Genomic DNA, 18080 nt, shown 5'->3' on the forward strand with positions numbered 1-18080 from the left:
TGGCTCAGCGCGGCGCTTCGGCCTGCAGCGCGAGCAGTTCGTCCTCGTCGAAACCGGCCAGCAGGCGCGCCTGCAGGTTGAACGGACCGTGCAGGTAACCGCCCGCGTACGCTTTCAGCAATTCGCGGAAACGCTGGCGCGGTTCGATGCCCGCGCGCTCGCAGTACCAGCGGTACCAGCGGGATCCGGCGGCGACGTGGGCGACTTCCTCGCGCAGGATGATTTCCAGGATGTCGGCGGTGGCGTCGTCACCCAGCTCGCGCAGCTTGACGATCATGCCGGGAGTGACGTCCAGACCTCGCGCTTCCAGCACGCGCGGCACCAGCGCCATCCGCGCCAGGCCATCGTGCGCGGTTTTCTCGGTCATTTCCCACAGGCCGTTGTGGGCGTCGAAATCGCCGTACTCGTGGCCGTACTCGCGCAGGCGATCCCGCAGCAGCACGAAATGCCGTGATTCATCGTCCGCCACGTTCACCCAGTCGGCATAGAACGCCTCCGGCAGTCCGCGGAAGCGGTACACCGCGTCCCAGGCCAGGTCGATGGCATTGAGTTCGATATGGGCGATGGCGTGAATGAAGGCCGCCCTGCCCTGCGGATTGCCGAGGCCGCGGCGTGGCAGCTCGCGCGGATGCACCAGCGTCGGTCGCGGGGGACGGCCCGGCATGCGGATGGGCGCGGGCGCCGGCGCTTCCGCCGGAAGCGCGAGTTCACCGCGCCGGAAGGCATCGGCGTATCGCTGGGTCAGCGCGACCTTGTCGTCGACCATCGCGGCATCCAGGCAGATGCGCGCGGCCTCGAACAGATTGCCCGGCAATGCGCTCATGACAAGTGTGGCGGTTTCAGGCAATCCGGCCTCAGCTTTCGCCAATCCCGAATCCCTGATCCCCAATCCCCGCCCTCAAGACACCCGGCGCTTGCGCTTGGCCTCGTCAGAGCGGGCCTGCTGGATGCGCTCGAAGTAGCCGGGCTCGATGCCGGTGACGTATTCGCCATCGAAGCAGGACGAATCGAACCGGGTCAGCTGCGGATTGCCTTCGCGCACCGCCGCTTCCAGATCTTCCAGATCCTGGTAGACCAGCCAGTCGCAGCCCAGCAGCTTCTCGATTTCCTCGACGCTGCGATCGTGCGCGACCAGTTCGTCCACCGCCGGCATGTCGATGCCGTAGATGTTCGGGTGGCGCACCGGCGGCGCGGCCGAGGCCAGGTAGACCTTGCGCGCGCCCGCATCGCGCGCCATCTGCACGATCTGCTGCGAGGTGGTGCCGCGCACGATCGAGTCGTCGACCAGCAGCACCACCCGGTTGCGGAATTCCAGGTGGATCGGGTTGAGCTTGCGGCGCACCGATTTCACCCGCTCGCTCTGGCCCGGCATGATGAAGGTACGGCCGACATAACGGTTCTTGATGAACCCCTCGCGGTACTTCACGCCCAGCACGTTGGAAATTTCCAGCGCGGCGTCGCGCGAGGTGTCCGGAATCGGGATGATGGTGTCGATGTCGTGATCCGGGCGCAGGCGCAGGATCTTCTCGCCCAGCTTCACGCCCATGCGCATGCGCGCCTTGTGCACCGACACGTTGTCGATCATCGAATCGGGACGGGCGAAATAGACGTATTCGAAGATGCACGGCGCGTGCTGCTTCGGCTCGGCGCAGATTTCGGAGAACAGCTCGCCGCGCGCGGTGATCACCAGCGCCTCGCCCGGCAGCACGTCGCGCACGCGCTGGAAACCGAGGATGTCCAGCGCGGCCGATTCGGAGGCCACGATGTATTCGACGCCCTCGTTGTGCTCGCGCTTGCCCAGCACCAGCGGACGGATGCCGTTGGGATCGCGGAACGCCACCAGGCCCAGGCCCAGCACCACGCTGACCACGGCATAGCCGCCGCGCACGCGGCGATGCACGCCGGCGACCGCGCGGATGGCCGTTTCCGGCGACAGGGTGCGCTGCAGGTCCAGTTCGTGCGCGAACACGTTCAGCAGCACTTCGCTGTCGGACTCGGTGTTGATGTTGCGGCGATCCTGGGCGAACACTTCCTGGCGCAGCGCCTCGGTGTTGATCAGGTTGCCGTTGTGCGCAAGCGCGATGCCGTAGGGCGAATTGACGTAGAACGGCTGCGCCTCGTCCATGCCCTCGGAGCCGGCGGTCGGATAGCGGCAGTGGGCGATGCCCACGCGGCCTTCCAGCACGCTCATCGCCTTGGCGTTGAACACGTCGCGGACCAGGCCGTTGTCCTTGTGCACGCGCAGGCGCGTGCCGTCGGCGGTGGCGATGCCGGCGGCGTCCTGCCCTCGGTGCTGGAGGACGGTCAGCCCGTCATAGAGCTGGCCGGCAACATTCTGGTGGCCGACGATGCCGACGATACCGCACATGGATGACGCTCTCCGGTTCGATCAGTTCGAAGCTGGCGGGGAATCTGGAGCTTGCTGCGCGCCGGTTTCGTCCAGCGGCGGAGGCAAGGCGGGAAGGACGCCATTATCGCCTGCCGGAGGGCCGAAGCCCAAATCCAGTTCCGATACGGTCCATTCCGGCAGCCAGCGGCTCAGCCACCGCGCGCCCGGCAGCAGCACCGGCACCAGCCTTGACTGCGCCCAGGACGGCTCGCGCGGCAGATCGGTGAAGCCGGCGAGCAGGACCAGAATGCAGGCCACCAGCGCGCCGCGCGCCAGCCCCAGCGCCAGTCCCAGCATCCGATCCAGCGTCGAGAGACCGATCGCCTTCACCAGCAGGCGGACCAGCCAGCCGATCAGGCCGACCACGATCATCACCGCGATGAAACTCAGCGCGTAGCCGCCGAACAGCTCGGTGGCGCCCGGCGTGCCGCCTTCGGCGAGGATGCCCGCGACTTCCGCGCCGTAGTGGAATGCCACCCAGCCGGCCAGCAGCCAGGCCAGCAGCGAGGCCAATGCGCCGATGAAGCCGCGCAGCAGGCCGAACAGCGCCGACGCGCCGATGACGGCGGCCAGCACGAGGTCGATCATCGGCATCCGTCAGGCGTCAGGGATGCGGACGGACCATGCCGCTGATGCCGAACTTGGCCGCCACCTGCGCCTTCAGCTGATCGGCGTCGGCGCGGCTGGCCACCGGCCCCACCCGCACCCGGCTGAGGGTGCCCTTGTCGGTGCGGACCTGCTCGACGAACGCGCTGAAGCCGGCCGCACGCACCTTGTCGCGCAGGGCGTTGGCCTCTTCGGCCTTGGAGAACGCGCCCAACTGCACGGCGAAGCCGACGCTGCTGGCCGCCGTCTTCGGCGGTTCGGGCTTGGCGGCCGGCTTCTCCGCCGGCGCGGTCGCGGGCTTGGGCGGTGTCGCCGCGGCGGTCGTGGCCGGCGCCGGCACGGGCTTGGCCGGCGCGGGTTTCGCCGGTTCCGGGGGCAGCGCCTGGGTGGTGACCGTCGGGGACGGCGCGGCGGCCTGGGCCACGGAAGGCGTGGCGGCGGCGGCCGGGGACGCGGTGGTTTCGGCGGCGGCATCGAGCACCACCACCTGGGCCTTCACGTCGCTGCGGATCTTCACCGCGTCCAAGCGCCGGGATTCGGCGATGGCGCGATCCGGATAGGGTCCGATGCGCACGCGGTAGGCGCTGCGGCCATTGATGGTCGCGGCTTCGCGGTAGCCGGGCAGACCGCCCTGCTTCAGGCGGGCGATGACCGCGTCGGCGTCGGCGGCGGTGGCGTAGGCGCCGAAACTCACCGCATAGTTGCCGCCGCCGGTGGCCGCAGGCATCAGGCCGGCGTCGGCCGGCGCCGCGGCATCGGGAGAGGCCGCCGGCGTGGCGGCCGGCAAGCCGACCGCGCCGGTGGCGGGCGCGCCGTCCGGCGTGACCAGCGGCAATTCACGGGTTTCGTACTGCCCTTCGGGGGCGTCGGGCACCTTCAGCGGCACATCCGAGACGCCGCTGTCGGGCGCCGGTCCCTTGACCAGCATCGGCAGGAAGATGACCGCCAGCGCGACCAGGACGATCGCGCCGATCAGACGCTGTTTCAGAGCAGTATCCATCAGAACCCACGCTACGCCGCGGCGAGAATGCCGCGATTATACGGTGCCCGTTCCGGGCTTCCCGTCATTCGGATGAACGCAGGGCGCGCAGTGCTTCGGCGGCGGTGTGGAAGGAGCCAAACACCAGGATGCGCGAACCCTTCGTCGCCTCGCCGCGCGCCGAGGCCAGCGCGTCGGCGACCGTGGCGTGCGGTTGGCCGGACGCCGCACCGGTATCGGCGAGCCGTCCGGCCAGCGCCGCCACGTCCTGCCCCCGCGGCGTATCCGGCTCCAGTCCGGCCAGGTGCCAGCGCACGTCCAGGCCGTCGAACGCGGCGACCACGCCGGCCGCGTCCTTGTCCGCCAGCGCCGCGTACACCAGTTGCGTCGGCGCGGGCGGCTGCGCGCGCAGCCAGGCCGCCAGTTCGCGCGCGGCCTGCGGGTTGTGGCCGACGTCGACCACGATGTCCACGCCGTCGCGGACCAGCAGTTGCAACCGTCCCGGCAGCCGCGCCGCGGCGATGCCCTCGGCGAAGGCGGTATCCGGCGGTGGCGTCTCCAGCGCGCGCAGCGCGGCGATCGCGGCGGCGGCGTTGTTGCGCTGGACCGGCGCGGCCAGCGGCGGATTCGGCAGTTCGAGTTCGGCGCCGACTTCGCGCCAGCGCCAGCGATGTTCGTCGATGGCTTCCTGGAAGAAGTCGCTGCCCAGCCGCAGCGCGTTGGCGCCAATCGCGTAGGCGTGACGGAGCACGCTGGATGGCGAATCGATCTCGCCCAGCACCAGCGGCTTCCACGCACGCGCGATGCCGGCCTTCTCCTGGCCGATGCTCTCGCGATCCGGGCCCAGCCAGTCGACATGATCGATGTCGACGGTGGTGATCACCGCGACGTCCGGATCCACCAGGTTGACCGCGTCCAGGCGGCCGCCCAGCCCCACTTCCAGCACCGCCAGATCCAGCTGCGCCTGCTGGAACAGCCACAGCGCCGCCAGTGTTCCGAATTCGAAATAGGTCAGCGGGACGTCGCCGCGCGCCTGTTCGACCACCGCGAAGGCGGCGATCAGTTGTTCATCGCCGGCGTCGTCGCCGTCGATGCGCACGCGCTCGTTGTAGCGCAGCAGGTGCGGCGAGGTGTACGCCGCCACCCGCCAGCCGGCCGCGCGGCCGATCGCTTCGATGAAGGCGACCGTCGAACCCTTGCCGTTGGTGCCGCCGACGGTGATGACCTGGCTGGCAGGCCGCCCCAGTCCGAGCGCGTCCGCCACCGCGCGCACGCGTTCCAGGCCCATGTCGATGGACTTCGGATGCTGTTGCTCGATGTAGGCCAGCCAGTCGTCGAGGGTTTGCGGGAGGGACGCCATGATCATTCCTGGGAGTAGACATGCTGGATGCTGAAACCCAGCACGGTTCGCCGGCCGGCCAGCACCACTTCGACCTGCTGGTCCGGGTGGCGATGGTAGAACGCTTCGCGGATGCACAGGTAGGAAGGAAACGCGCCTTCCATCGGGCCACCGGACAACCGGTAGTCGCAGGCGCGCCGGCTGCGGGTGTAACGGGTTGCCATCACGTGGCTTTCGCGCACTTCGCTGCCGAACACGCGGGTGATGCTCCACGGCAGCGTCTTGATGGCGATCAACCAGGAAACGAAGCCGAGCATGCAGGGAATCGCCACCAGCAGGAACAGGAACTTCAGGAACCCCTTGTCGACCAGTGTGCCCATGCGCCCCTTGCGGCTGGCATGCGCGAACAGCAGCGCGGTTTCGATCACGCCCACGATCAGGAAGATCACCGCCATGTGGACGCCCCGCAACACCGGTGCCGGCGCGAAGTCCACGAACATGCCCGTCATCACCAGCGCCAGAACCGCCAGCGCCACCAGCGTGCCGACCCATTGTTCGCGGGCCGGCCGTTCGCTGCCGAACACGGTCTGCTTCCAGCCCATGCCGGATGCCCGCGCGACGCGGTTACAGCGCGCGGTGCTTGGCTTCGCCGAAGAACGGCGTGTGGTGCGCGCAGTCGTTCAGGCGCACCACTTCCAGCCGCTCCACATCCGGTCCTTCCAGCAGGTTGAGCGTGGTCGGCGCCTGGCGGAAGGTCCACAGCTTGGCGATGGGCAGGCCGAGGATGCGGCACAGGATGACCCGGTTGACCGCGTCGTGGGCGACCACCAGCAGGGTGTCGCCATCGCCCAGTCCCTCGGTCGCGCGCACCAGCCCGCGCCAGGAGCGATCCAGCACCTGCCGCAGCGATTCTCCGCCCGGCATCAGCACGGTGTCGGGTTCTTCGCGCCAGGCTTGCAGACGGGCCGGATCCTTCTCGTGGATTTCGCTGGCCAGCAGGCCTTCCCACTCGCCGTGGGCGATTTCCTGCAGATCCTCGTCAGTGGTCAGCATGTCGGCGCGCGACGGGCCCAGCGCGAAGCGCGCCGTCGTCGCTGCACGGGTCAACGGCGAAGCCACCGCGCGGGTAATCGGAAGTTCCTGCAACCGCTGGCCCAGCGCCTGCGCCTGTGATTCGCCGATGGGCGAGAGGGGAATGTCGATCTGGCCCTGGTAGCGGCCTTCGGCGTTCCACGGCGTTTCGCCATGGCGGGCAAGCAGGATGCGCATGCGTGGGGGATTCCGGCTGGGGGAAGCGCCGTTTCCAACCCCGGAAACGGCAACGGGAGCGGATCATACCGCTCCCGTTGCCCGGTTCCGCCCTTTTTCGGTGGGTCAGACCATTTGCCGACCGCTTACTTCGCCGCCGGAACGTTCATTTCCTTCAGCAGCTGCGGCGCCGGATAGACCTCCTGCATGATCCAGCGCAGGTAGCGGCCATCCACCGCGATCATGCGGGTCATCTTGGGATCGAACACCCAGTTGGAGCTGACCGATTCCCAATTGCCGTCGAAGGCCAGGCCGACCAGCTTGCCGTTCGCGTCCAGCACCGGCGAGCCGGAGTTGCCGCCGGTGATGTCGAGATCCGACAGGTAGTTCACCGGCACCGAACCGATGCGCTTGTCTTCCAGGCCGCCGTAGCGCTTGGCCTTGACCGCATCGAGCAGCGCCTTCGGCGAATCGAACGGATCCTGCCCGGTTTCCTTGGCGACCACGCCTTCCAAGGTGGTGAACGGGGTGTAGGCCACGCCGTCCTTGGGCTCGTAGCCCATCACGTTGCCGAAGGTGATGCGCAGCGAGAGGTTGGCGTCCGGATACACGAACTCGCCCTGGCTCTTCTTGTAGTCGGCCAGCGCCTGCAGGAACACCGGGCGCGCGACCAGCGATTCGCCCATGCGGGTCTTGCGCTCCTGTTCCAGCTTCAACAGGGTCGGCATCACCGCCACCGCGTACTGGATGGCCGGATCGTTGCTGGCTTCGAACGCCTTGCGATCGGCCTTCAGCCACTTCAGGCGTTCCTCGGTGTTGCCCAGCTGCGTGCCGGCCAGCTTGTCCAGCGCGCGATTGACCGCGGCGGCGTCGTTGCCACCCAGCCAGGCGTCGACCGCGGCCACGTGCTGGGCCGCCGGCAGCTTGACGTACTCGTTGAGCCAGTACTGCTGGATCTGCCGATCCATCGCCGGCACGTAGCGGCGTTCCATCTGCTTCATCGAACCTTCGATGCCGGGCAGATCGCGTTCCTGATAACCGGCTTCACGCCCGGTGTTGGGCTTTTCGTTCTCGATCGACAGGCGATACAGCGTGGTGGCCACGCCGATCACGCCGCTGTTGCCGAACTGGCCGACCACCAGATCGCGATCGCGCGTGGTCTTGGCCTGCTCGGCCAGCGCCACCAACCGGGCGTGCGCGTCCAGCGCCGCCTTGCCCTTGCCGCCCTGGCCCTTGAGCCAGTTGAGCACCGCGGATTCCTCGGCGTGCTTCTGGCCGGCGGCGTCGATGCGCTTGAAGCCTTCCAGCTGGCCTTCGAAATTCTTGCTGGTGTTGTTCCAGCCGGCCATGCTGCTGGCGTACTTCACCGCGATGTCCGGATTGGTCTTGCCGGCCGCCTTGACCATCTCGATCAGCGCCTTGTAATGGCGCGCGACGGTCGGATAGGTCCAGCTGGCGGTGTTGTCGAACTCGGTGGCCAGGGCGTAACGGTTGGTGGAACCCGGATAACCGGCCACCATCACGAAGTCGCCCGCGCCCAGCGGCTGGTCGGCGAACTTCAGCCAATGCCTGGGCTGGTAGGGCACGTTGTCCTTGGAGAACGCGGCCGGCTTGCCGTCCTTGCCCACGTAAGCGCGGTAGAACGAGAAGTCGCCGGTATGGCGCGGCCACATCCAGTTGTCGATGTCGCCGCCGAACTTGCCGACGCTGCCCGGAGGCGCGTACGCCAAGCGCACGTCCTTGATTTCCAGGTTCTTGAACAGGCGATAGGTGTTGCCACCGGAGAAGCTGTACAGGCGGCAGCGGAAACCGGCTTCGGCTTCGCAGTCGGCGACCAGTTTCTTGTCGAACGCTTCCAGCGCCTGGGTGCGCGCCAGCGGATCGTTGCCGGCGGCGGCGATCGCGGCCTTCGCTTCGGCGGTGACGTCCTGGATGTCGTCCAGCACATAGACGCGCGCGTTCGGGCCGGCGCTGACTTCATCGGCCAGGGTCGGGGCGTTGAACCCGTCCTTGATCAGGTTCTTCTCGGCGGTCGAATTGAGCTGGATGGCGCCATACGCGCAATGGTGGTTGGTCACCACCAGGCCCTGCGGCGAGACGAAGCTGGCGGTGCAGCCACCCAGCGCGACCACCGCGCCCATCGGGTCGCCGGTCAGGTTGGACAACTGTTCCGGCGACAGCTTGAGGCCGGCCTTCTTCAGCGGACCGGCGATCTCCGGCAGCTGCTGCGGCACCCACATGCCCTCTCCGGCATGGGCGAGGCCGGACGGCGCGAGGCAGGCCACGGCGAGTGAAGCAGCAAGCAGGTTAAGGCGCATGGGTACATCCCCTCGGAAAAATGAACGTTAGATTGTAACGGTCCAGGCTGTTGGGCCGACCATGACTTTCGGCCTAGACGCATGCCCCGAGGGCCATCCATCCCGCCCTACCGGAACGAAAGCCGGCGCGGGCCGCGCCTTACCATACGGTTCCGGCCGCCCGCGTATAATCCGCGCCCTCACCGTCCCGGTCCCGGAACACATTCCATGACGCAAATGATGAAGGCGCTGGTCAAGCGCGAAGCGGCCAAGGGCATCTGGCTGGAAGACGTGCCGGTGCCGCAACCCGGCCCCAACGAGGTGCTGATCAAGCTCGAGAAGACCGCCATCTGCGGCACCGATCTGCACATCTACCTGTGGGACGAATGGAGCCAGCGCACCATCCGCCCGGGCCTGGTGATCGGCCATGAGTTCGTCGGCCGCATCGCCCAGATCGGTCCCGGCGTCACCGGCTACACCGTCGGCCAGCGGGTCTCGGCCGAAGGCCACATCGTCTGCGGCCACTGCCGCAACTGCCGCGGCGGCCGCCCGCATCTGTGCCCGAACACCGTCGGCATCGGCGTCAACCGCGACGGCGCCTTCGCCGAGTACATGGTGATGCCGGCCAGCAACCTGTGGCCGATTCCGGATCAGATCCCCAGCGAGCTGGCCGCGTTCTTCGATCCCTACGGCAACGCCGCGCACTGCGCGCTCGAATTCGACGTCATCGGCGAAGACGTGCTGATCACCGGCGCCGGTCCGATCGGCATCATCGCCGCCGGCATCTGCAAGCACATCGGCGCCCGCAACGTGGTGGTCACCGACGTCAACGACTACCGGCTGAAACTGGCCGCCGACATGGGCGCCACCCGCGTGGTCAACGTCGCCAACACCTCGCTCAAGGACGTGATGGCCGATCTGCACATGGAAGGCTTCGACGTGGGCCTGGAAATGAGCGGCAATCCGCGCGCGTTCAACGACATGCTCGACTGCATGTACCACGGCGGCAAGATCGCCCTGCTCGGCATCCTGCCCAAGGGCGCCGGCGTGGACTGGGATCGGATCATCTTCAAGGGCCTGACCGTGCAGGGCATCTACGGCCGCAAGATGTACGAGACCTGGTACAAGATGACCCAGCTGGTGCTGTCCGGCTTCCCGCTGGGCAAGGTGCTGACCCACCAGTTGCCGATCAACGATTTCCAGAAGGGCTTCGACCTGATGGAAGCCGGCAAGGCCGGCAAGGTCGTGTTGAGCTGGACCTGAGTCCTTGTTCCTTCCCCCGCGAGCGGGGGACGAGCCTGCCCCGTACCCGATGCGGGGTGCCGAGGTCGGATGGGGGCGAGCACTGAAGTTGCTTTGCAGCAGCCGATAGCAGAAAAAAGGGCGCCTCGCGGCGCCCTTCTTTTTTGCCGATGTCCGACGAACTCAGTTGCCGATGCTGATGGTCAGCGCGACCCGGTTGTCGTAGATATCGCCGTCGGCCTTCAGATCGCCGGCGTCGGAACCGAACGTGGTGTAGTAACCCAGGGTCGCGGTGGCCGGACCGAAGGTCTTGTTCAAGGTCAGAGCGCCGTCGAAGTAGTCGGAGACGCCAAGATTGATGCGCTCACCCTCGCTCCACTCCTCGCCATAGTCGACCGAGGTGTAACCGACCGACGCGCCCACCGAGAAACCGCTGTCGCCGATGTCGTAGGCGGCGGCGAGGTTGGCGTAGCTTTCCTTGGCCTTCGGGGTCAGGTCGCCGTAGTCCGGCGCGTAGGCGAGCATGCCGGAGATTTCCACCGGGCCGGCCCAGGTGACCTTGGCGATGAATTCGTTGTAGTCACCGCTCGGCACGCCCGAGCTGGCGCCGTGATAGGAATAGCGCACCGCGCTGACGTCGAGGTTCCAGCGGTCGTTGAAGTCGTAGCTGTAGCCGACGAAGCCGTCGAGCTCGAAGTTCGGGCCGCGCAGGCCGGCTTCCGGATCCGGGTCGCCGAAGTCGACATTGGAGCCCCACACGCCCACGTACAGGCCGAACGGCGCGGTGTAGGTCAGGCCGGCCTGGAACGCCGGGCCTTCATCGGTCTGGGACACGCCGCGGAAGACGTAGTCGGTGGTCGCGGCGACCGACCAGGTGACCGGGGATTCGGGTTCGGCCTCGGCTTCGGCCGCGGCCTCCTGCGCAAACGAAACGAACGGAACCGCCGCCAGCAGGGCGACGGCAAGGGCGGTGCACAACTTGATTGGCTTCATCCGGGCTCTCTCCAGGTTGGTATCGGCGTGTTGATCGCGCAGGCCGGTCCCACTCCGACCTTGAACACGTGCGGCAAGCCACGTGTTTACGGTTTTTTAACCGTCGCCCGGATATTGCGATGCAACAATCGCCGCCGTCAAGTGCCCGAAGCGCCCTCCCCCCAGCCCGCCGGGGCCGGGAACCAGCCGAACCGCGCCGGGACCAGATGCACCTGCTGTCCGGCCGGGTGGGCCGTTTCATGGGCCGGCAGTTCCACCTCCACTTCATGGCGGGAACCGGCCAGTTGCGCGCGCAGGCGCAGGCGCGGTCCGTTGCGCTGTCCCGACAGCACGGTGGCCGGCCAGCCAAGGCCGGTCGGATCGATGCGCAGATCCTCCGGTCGCACGAACAGTTCCGCCGCGCCATCGCCGCGCGTGCGTCCGGCGACCGGCAACGCCGCGCCTTCCGCATGCAATTGTCCCTCCCGCCAACGCGCCGGCAACCGGTTCACCGCGCCGACGAAGGAATAGATGAAGGGCGACGCCGGCGCGTCGTAGACCTCGGCGGGCGTGCCGACCTGCTCCAGCCGGCCGGCGTTGAGAATCGCCACCCGGTCGGCCAGCTCCAGCGCTTCTTCCTGGTCGTGGGTGACGAACAGCGTGGTCAGGCCGGTGCGATCGTGCAGTTCGCGCAGCCAGCGGCGCAGATCACGGCGGACCTGCGCATCGAGCGCACCGAAGGGTTCATCCAGCAGCAGCACGCGCGGTTCGATCGCCAATGCGCGCGCCAGCGCCACCCGTTGCCGCTGGCCGCCGGACAACTGCGCCGGATAGCGTCCGCCCAGCCCTTCCAATTGCACCAGCGCAAGCAGTTCCTCCACGCGGGCGCGGATGCGCGATTCCGGCCAGCGCTGCGCGCCGCGCCGCACGCGCAGGCCGAAGGCGATGTTGCCGGCGACGTCGAGGTGGCGGAACAGCGCGTAGTGCTGGAACACGAAACCGGCCCGGCGCGCCTGCACGCTCAGGCCAGCCGTGTCCTCGCCGTCCAGCAGCACCCGTCCGCGGTCGGCGTGTTCCAGTCCGGCGATGATCCGCAGCAGCGTGGTCTTGCCGGATCCGGAGGGTCCCAGCAATGCCAGCAGTTCGCCCTGCCGGACGTCCAACTGGATGTCCTCAAGCGCGGCGTAGTTGCCGAACTGCTTGCCCACGTGTTCGATGGTGATGCCCATGTTCCTGCCTCAGTGCCGGTGATTGGCGGCCAGCGCCTCGCCGTGGCGCCATTCCAGATACGACTTCAGCGCCAGCGTCAGCAGCGCGGACAGCGCCAGCAGCGAAGCGGCGGCGAACGCGGCGCTGTAGGCGTATTCGTTGTAGAGGATCTCCACATGCAGCGGCAGCGTGTTGGTGCGTCCGCGGATGTGCCCGGACACCACCGACACCGCACCGAACTCGCCCAACGCGCGCGCGCTGCACAGCAGCACGCCGTACAGCAGCGCCCAGCGGATGTTGGGCAGGGTCACCCGCCAGAACGTCTGCCAGCCACTGGCGCCCAGGCTGAGCGCGGCCAGTTCCTCGTCGGTGCCCTGCTGCTCCATCAAGGGCATGAGCTCGCGGGCGATGAAGGGGAACGTGACGAAGATCGTCGCCAGCACGATGCCCGGCAGCGCGAAGATGATCTTCGGCAGTTGCAGGGTCACTTCGCCCAGCAAGGGCAGCGAGACGCGCCAGCCCTCGTCGATGATCGGCCAGGCCCATCCCTGCGCGCCGAAGATCAGCACGAAGATCAGTCCCGCCACCACCGGCGACACCGCGAACGGCAGATCGATCAAGGTCACCAGCCAGCGCTTGCCCGGGAACTCGTGCTTGCTGACCGCCCAGGCCGCGGCCACGCCGAACACAAGGTTGAGCGGCACCACGATCGCGGTGACCAGCAGGGTGAGGCGGATCGCCGCCAGCGCGTCGGGCTCGCGGATCGCGGTGAGGAACGCAGCCCAACCACCGCGCAGCGCCTCGACGAACACCAGTACCAGCGGCAACAGCAGGAACGCCAGCAGAAAAGCCAGCGCGCCGAGGATCAGCAGCGCCCGTGCCCAGCCCGGTTCGGTCGTGGCCGGACGCGCGCGGCGTGGCGCGCGGTCGGCGGAAATCTCGGCCAGGGAATCGTGCGGCAGCGGTATCACGGCGGATATGGCCTCGCTCATCCCTTGCTCCGTGCGGTCCGCGCCAGGCGGGATTGCAGGCTGTTGATGGCCAGCAACAGCACGAATGACAGCAGCAGCATCGCCGCGGCGACCGCGGTCGCGCCGGCATAATCGAATTCTTCCAGCTTGATGGTGATCAGCAGTGGCGCGATCTCGGACACGCCGGGCAGGTTGCCGGCGATGAAGATCACCGAGCCGTACTCGCCCACGCCGCGCGCGAACGCCAGCGCGAAGCCGGCCAGCACCGCCGGCCACAGGCCCGGCAGCACGACGCGGCGGATGGTCTGCCAGCGGTTCGCGCCCAGTGTCGCAGCCGCCTCCTCGAGCTCACGTTCGGTTTCAGCCAGCACCGGCTGCACCACCCGCACCACGAACGGCAGGCCGATGAACACCAGCGCCACGGTGATGCCCAACGGCGTGTAGGCCACTTTCAACCCCGCTGCTTCCAGCCAGCGTCCCAGCCAGCCGGTGGGTCCGTACAGCGCGGTCAGCGCGATGCCTGCCACCGCGGTCGGCAGCGCGAACGGCAGATCGATCATCGCGTCGAACAGGCGCTTGCCCGGGAACCGGTAGCGCACGAATACCCAGGCCACCCAGGTCCCCATCACGGCGTTGAAGGCCGCTGCCGCCAGCGCCGTTCCGAAGCTCACCCACAGCGCCGACAGCACGCGCGGCTCGGTCCAGATCCGCCATAGTCCATCCAGCCCCAGCCCGCTCGCCTTGACGAACACGCCCACCAGCGGAATCAGCACGATCAGGCCCAGCCAGGCCAGCGTGTAGCCGAGACTGATCCCGAAGCCGGGCAGGATCCGGCGACGGCGTCCAGCCACGGGCCGCGCGCCAATCACCGCGGCCATTCACTGCTCCACGCGCGGGATGAGCGGGTGCGTGATTGATCGCGCATCGTCACTTCGCCTGGATCTGATCGAACACGCCGCCGTCGGCGAAATGCGTGGCCTGGGCCTTGGCCCAGGAGCCGAACACCTTGTCGATGGTCACCAGTTCCAGCTTCGGAAACCGCGCCACGTCGGCCGGCGCCGCGTACTGCGGGTAGCGCGGGCGGTAGTAGTGCTTGGCCGCCAGCCGCTGCCCGGTGGGCGAATACAGGAACTGCAGATAGGCCTGCGCCACCTCGCGGGTGCCGTGCTTGTCGACGTTCTTGTCGACCAGCGCCACCGGCGGCTCGGCCAGGATCGACAGCGATGGGACCACGATGTCGAACTTGTCCGGCCCCAGTTCCTCGATCGACAGGAATGCCTCGTTCTCCCAGGCCAGCAGCACGTCGCCGATACCGCGCTGGACGAAGGTGGTGGTGGCTCCGCGCGCACCGGTGTCCAGCACCGGCACGTTGCGGAACAGCGCGCGCACGAAATTGCGGGTCTTGGCCTCGTCACCCTTGAAGATTTTCAGGCCGTAGGCCCACGCCGCCAGATAGTTCCAGCGCGCGCCGCCCGAGGTCTTGGGATTCGGGGTGATCACCGAGGTGCCCGGCTTCACCAGATCCACCCAGTCCTTGATCTTCCTCGGGTTGCCCTTGCGCACCAGGAACACGATGGTCGACGTGTACGGCGCGCTGTTCTCCGGCAGGCGCGACTGCCAGTTGGCCGGGAACAGGCGCGCGCGCTGGGCGATGGAATCCACGTCGTAGGCCAGTGCCAGCGTGACCACGTCGGCCTCCAGGCCATCGATGACCGCGCGCGCCTGCTTGCCGGAACCGCCATGCGAGGTCTCGATCTCGACCTTCTGGCCCTTCTTTTCCTGCCAGTCCTTGGCGAAGGCGGCATTGAACTCGCGATAGAACTCGCGGGTGGGATCGTAGGAAACATTCAGCAGTTTCAGGTCGCGCGCACCGGCGGCGGCGGCCACGGTCAGGCCGAAGGCAATCAACAGGGTGCGCAGGTGGCGTCGCAGGGAAGAGGAAGTCATGGGAATCTCCGGAATCAGAAGGCGACCTGCAGGCGCGAGAAGATAGCCTTCTCGTCCTCGCGATCGGCGGCGTTGCCGGCGCCGCCCCTGAAGGTCGTGTCCAGGTAGTTGAAGACGAGCTTGAGGTTGCTGGTGAGGTACCAGTTCAGGCCCAGCGTCCAGTTGCGTGCCTGGCGCGCGGACGTCGCCCGGTCGGCGAACAGCGGAAAGGCGTCGTCGTCGATGTCGAGGGCGCCATAGCGGGCGATCAGTTCGAACGCACCCCAGCCTTCCTCGCCCGGCCGGAACGGGCGCGACGGCTTGACCACGCCGCGATAGCCCGCGTCCTCACCGGTCAGCACCCACTGCGCGGTGGCCTGCCAGGCCGTGTTCTCCAGCTTGTCGCGCCGTCCGGCGTTCGCGCCGCTGGAGATCACCACTTCCTGGCGCGACTGGATGTACTCGCCCAGCACGCCGAAACGCCCCCGGTAGTAGTACGCCTGCGGCGACCACCGGAAATGCTCGCCGTCGGCGTTCACCGCCGAGCGATAGGCGAAAAACTGCGCCTGTCCCGGGGTGCGGTAGCGCGGCAGGAAATTGTTGCCCGCGCCGCGTTTGTCGCCGATGCTCGCGCCCAGTCCGAAGCCCAGCCCGGACAGCGCGCCGGCGTCGTTGCGGAACGGCTCGAAGAACACCCGGCCCGCATACTCGAACTCGTTGTCCGGATTGCTGGTGACGGCGTCGCGCCCGTCGACGGTGCCGTTGAATACACCCAGTGCATAGCTGAAACGGCCGTCGGCCAGATCGCCCTGCAGCTGCACACCGATGTCGCGGTTGGGCGCGAGTTCGCTGGGCAGCGAACGTTCCACCGCCGACAGCGCCGAAGACGATTGCAGCCGTTCCAGGCCCACCGGCGAGGTGAACTTGCCCACCCGCAGCGTATATGCGGGACTGAAGCGCAGATCAACGTAGGCATCGACGATGCTGGCGTTGTCGCCGGCGAACTCGGGCGTCAGCCGGAATCCCACCAGCTTGCCCAGCGAACCTTCAATCGTCGGTCGTGCCGTGCGCAGGAGGAAGGTGTCGTTCTGCGCCGGCGCATGGTCGTCGAGGAAGAACCGGCCATCGCCCTGGACCAGTCCACGCAGGCGGATCTCGTAGTCCCCGCCGGCCGACTTGAACGAAGCGCCCTTGTCGTTGACCGCGATGACCGGCGCCTCCTTGGCCTTGGCCACCTGCTCCTCCTGCTGCAGCTCGAGGCGTCGCTCCAGCACCCGCAGGCGCTGGTCCAGATCCGCCAGGCCGACCTCGCCACCGCCTTCGCCGACCTCGCTCGTGGCGGTGCCGCCGCCCAGACGGCGTTCCAGCGCCTCCAGACGCTGCTGCAGTTCCTCCACCGTAGGCTTGTGCTGCGCGGCTGCCGGCAGCGCCAGCGAACACAGCAGCGCGGCTGCCAACCGCGTGAGCCGCCTGTTCGTCCGCACCGCCTGCCCGTGTCCGCGCATCGCAAGATTCCCCATGGATGGTCTTTCGACCGGAACCGGTGATGCTGCGGATGCACATGGCCGCCGGGAAATGACTTGAGGGCCGGGCCTTATGCCGCATCGGCATGACGCGGGCATGGGCGGGGCCGGGACCGTTAAAATGATCGCCTTCCTCCCTCCCCGAGCCGTCCATGTCCGAATCGCTGACCGCGCGCTACGCCACCGAGCTGGAGAACCTGCAGGCGCAGGGCCTGTTCAAGTCCGAGCGCATCATCACCAGCCCGCAGTCGGCCGAGATCACCCTGGCCGATGGACGCCCGGTGCTGAACTTCTGCGCCAACAATTACCTCGGACTGGCCGATCATCCCGACGTGATCGCGGCGGCCAAGCAGGCCCTCGACAGCCATGGCTTCGGCATGGCCTCGGTGCGCTTCATCTGCGGCACCCAGGATCTGCACAAGCAACTGGAAAAGACCATCGCCGATTTCTTCGGCACCGAGGACACCATCCTCTACGCGGCGTGCTTCGACGCCAACGGCGGTCTGTTCGAGCCGCTGCTGGACGAGAACGACGCGATCATCTCGGATGCGCTCAACCATGCTTCGATCATCGATGGCGTACGCCTGTGCAAGGCCAAGCGCTTCCGCTACGCCAACTGCGACATGGCGGATCTGGAAGCGCAGTTGCAGGCCGCCGATGCCGCGGGCTGCCGGACCAAGCTGATCACCACCGACGGGGTGTTCTCGATGGACGGCTTCATCGCCCCGCTCGATGAAATCACCGCGCTGGCGAAGAAGTACAACGCACTGGTGCACATCGACGAATGCCATGCCACCGGCTTTCTCGGCGCGACCGGTCGCGGCTCGGCCGAAGTGAAGGGCGTGCTGGATCGCATCGACATCTTCACCGGCACCCTGGGCAAGGCGATGGGCGGTGCGCTCGGCGGTTTCACCACCGCCAAGAAGGAAGTGATCGAACTGCTGCGCCAGCGCTCGCGCCCCTACCTGTTCTCGAACTCGTTGCCGCCGCACGTGGTGGCCGCCGGCATCAAGGCGTTCGAGATGCTGTCCTCGGCCGGCGATCTGCGCGAACAGCTGCAGGAGAACACCCGCTACTTCCGCGAACGCATGGGCGCGGCCGGCTTCGACATCAAGCCCGGCGTGCATCCGATCTGCCCGGTGATGCTGTACGACGCGCCGCTGGCGCAGCGCTTCGCCGCCCGCCTGCTGGAAGAAGGCATCTACGCAATCGGCTTCTTCTTCCCCGTGGTCGGCAAGGGCCAGGCCCGCATCCGCACCCAGATGAGTGCCGCGCATACGCGCGAACATCTCGATCGCGCGATCGATGCCTTCACCCGCATCGGCCACGAACTGGGCGTGCTGAAAGCCTGAAGCAGGCATCGCCGGATTTGCTTCACC

General features: G+C 67.6%; 16 protein-coding genes. 2 read left to right on the top strand and 14 right to left on the bottom strand.

Annotated features, from left to right (window positions below; all coding sequences use genetic code 11):
- Positions 1-4: 4 nt before the first annotated feature.
- The 8 genes from ACTHN1_RS10925 to ACTHN1_RS10960 all read right to left on the bottom strand — a co-directional run bounded on the left by ACTHN1_RS10925 (position 5) and on the right by ACTHN1_RS10960 (position 8879).
- Positions 5-823: a ferritin-like domain-containing protein gene (locus tag ACTHN1_RS10925; protein ID WP_440470974.1), complete on the bottom strand. Its 819-nt coding sequence runs from the start codon at positions 821-823 to the stop codon at positions 5-7.
- A gap of 75 nt (positions 824-898) precedes the next feature.
- Positions 899-2368: an amidophosphoribosyltransferase gene (gene purF / locus ACTHN1_RS10930; RefSeq protein ID WP_440470975.1), complete on the bottom strand. Its 1470-nt coding sequence runs from the start codon at positions 2366-2368 to the stop codon at positions 899-901.
- A gap of 21 nt (positions 2369-2389) precedes the next feature.
- On the bottom strand, positions 2390-2977 hold the full coding sequence (locus ACTHN1_RS10935) for a CvpA family protein (RefSeq protein WP_440470976.1): 588 nt from the start codon (positions 2975-2977) through the stop codon (positions 2390-2392).
- A gap of 16 nt (positions 2978-2993) precedes the next feature.
- Entirely contained in the window at positions 2994-3995 is a 1002-nt protein-coding gene (locus tag ACTHN1_RS10940) for an SPOR domain-containing protein (protein ID WP_440470977.1), read from the bottom strand.
- Positions 3996-4059: 64 nt separating this feature from the next.
- Positions 4060-5334: a bifunctional tetrahydrofolate synthase/dihydrofolate synthase gene (gene folC / locus ACTHN1_RS10945; RefSeq protein WP_440470978.1), complete on the bottom strand. Its 1275-nt coding sequence runs from the start codon at positions 5332-5334 to the stop codon at positions 4060-4062.
- 2 nt (positions 5335-5336) lie between these two features.
- Positions 5337-5915, bottom strand: coding sequence for a hypothetical protein (locus tag ACTHN1_RS10950; protein WP_440470979.1), 579 nt, complete (start codon positions 5913-5915; stop codon positions 5337-5339).
- A 22-nt stretch (positions 5916-5937) separates the two neighbouring features.
- Positions 5938-6582 carry a histidine phosphatase family protein gene (locus tag ACTHN1_RS10955; RefSeq protein WP_440470980.1) on the bottom strand — a complete coding sequence of 215 codons (645 nt, stop codon included), beginning with the start codon at positions 6580-6582 and terminating at the stop codon, positions 5938-5940.
- Positions 6583-6707: 125 nt separating this feature from the next.
- A complete protein-coding gene (locus ACTHN1_RS10960) occupies positions 6708-8879 on the bottom strand; it encodes a S46 family peptidase (RefSeq protein ID WP_440470981.1) in 2172 nt (723 codons plus the stop codon).
- 207 nt (positions 8880-9086) lie between these two features.
- On the opposite strand from ACTHN1_RS10960, the gene tdh reads away from it, so the two are divergent.
- A complete protein-coding gene (tdh, locus tag ACTHN1_RS10965; RefSeq protein ID WP_440470982.1) occupies positions 9087-10121 on the top strand; it encodes an L-threonine 3-dehydrogenase in 1035 nt (344 codons plus the stop codon).
- 162 nt (positions 10122-10283) lie between these two features.
- On the opposite strand, the gene ACTHN1_RS10970 is transcribed toward tdh, so the two are convergent.
- From ACTHN1_RS10970 to ACTHN1_RS10995, 6 genes are all read right to left on the bottom strand, one after another.
- The gene (locus ACTHN1_RS10970) at positions 10284-11093 is read right to left on the bottom strand and encodes a TorF family putative porin (RefSeq protein ID WP_440470983.1); all 810 of its coding nucleotides are present in this window, start codon (positions 11091-11093) and stop codon (positions 10284-10286) included.
- Positions 11094-11230: 137 nt separating this feature from the next.
- A complete protein-coding gene (locus tag ACTHN1_RS10975; protein WP_440470984.1) occupies positions 11231-12301 on the bottom strand; it encodes a sulfate/molybdate ABC transporter ATP-binding protein in 1071 nt (356 codons plus the stop codon).
- Between the two features lie 9 nt (positions 12302-12310).
- The gene (cysW, locus tag ACTHN1_RS10980; protein WP_440470985.1) at positions 12311-13273 is read right to left on the bottom strand and encodes a sulfate ABC transporter permease subunit CysW; all 963 of its coding nucleotides are present in this window, start codon (positions 13271-13273) and stop codon (positions 12311-12313) included.
- Positions 13270-14130: a sulfate ABC transporter permease subunit CysT gene (gene cysT / locus ACTHN1_RS10985; RefSeq protein WP_440470986.1), complete on the bottom strand. Its 861-nt coding sequence runs from the start codon at positions 14128-14130 to the stop codon at positions 13270-13272. Before cysT ends, cysW begins: the two co-directional genes overlap by 4 nt.
- Before the next feature lie 49 nt (positions 14131-14179).
- Positions 14180-15199: a sulfate ABC transporter substrate-binding protein gene (locus ACTHN1_RS10990; RefSeq protein ID WP_440470987.1), complete on the bottom strand. Its 1020-nt coding sequence runs from the start codon at positions 15197-15199 to the stop codon at positions 14180-14182.
- Between the two features lie 14 nt (positions 15200-15213).
- The gene (locus tag ACTHN1_RS10995) at positions 15214-16635 is read right to left on the bottom strand and encodes an OprO/OprP family phosphate-selective porin (protein WP_440470988.1); all 1422 of its coding nucleotides are present in this window, start codon (positions 16633-16635) and stop codon (positions 15214-15216) included.
- A gap of 218 nt (positions 16636-16853) precedes the next feature.
- Between ACTHN1_RS10995 and kbl the strand changes: the two genes are divergently transcribed.
- Complete coding sequence (gene kbl / locus ACTHN1_RS11000; protein WP_440470989.1) at positions 16854-18053, top strand: glycine C-acetyltransferase; 1200 nt, start codon at positions 16854-16856, stop codon at positions 18051-18053.
- Positions 18054-18080 lie beyond the last annotated feature (27 nt).

Origin of the sequence: Pseudoxanthomonas sp. (assembly GCF_051953815.1) — a bacterium.
In the GTDB taxonomy this organism is placed as follows: domain Bacteria; phylum Pseudomonadota; class Gammaproteobacteria; order Xanthomonadales; family Xanthomonadaceae; genus Pseudoxanthomonas_A.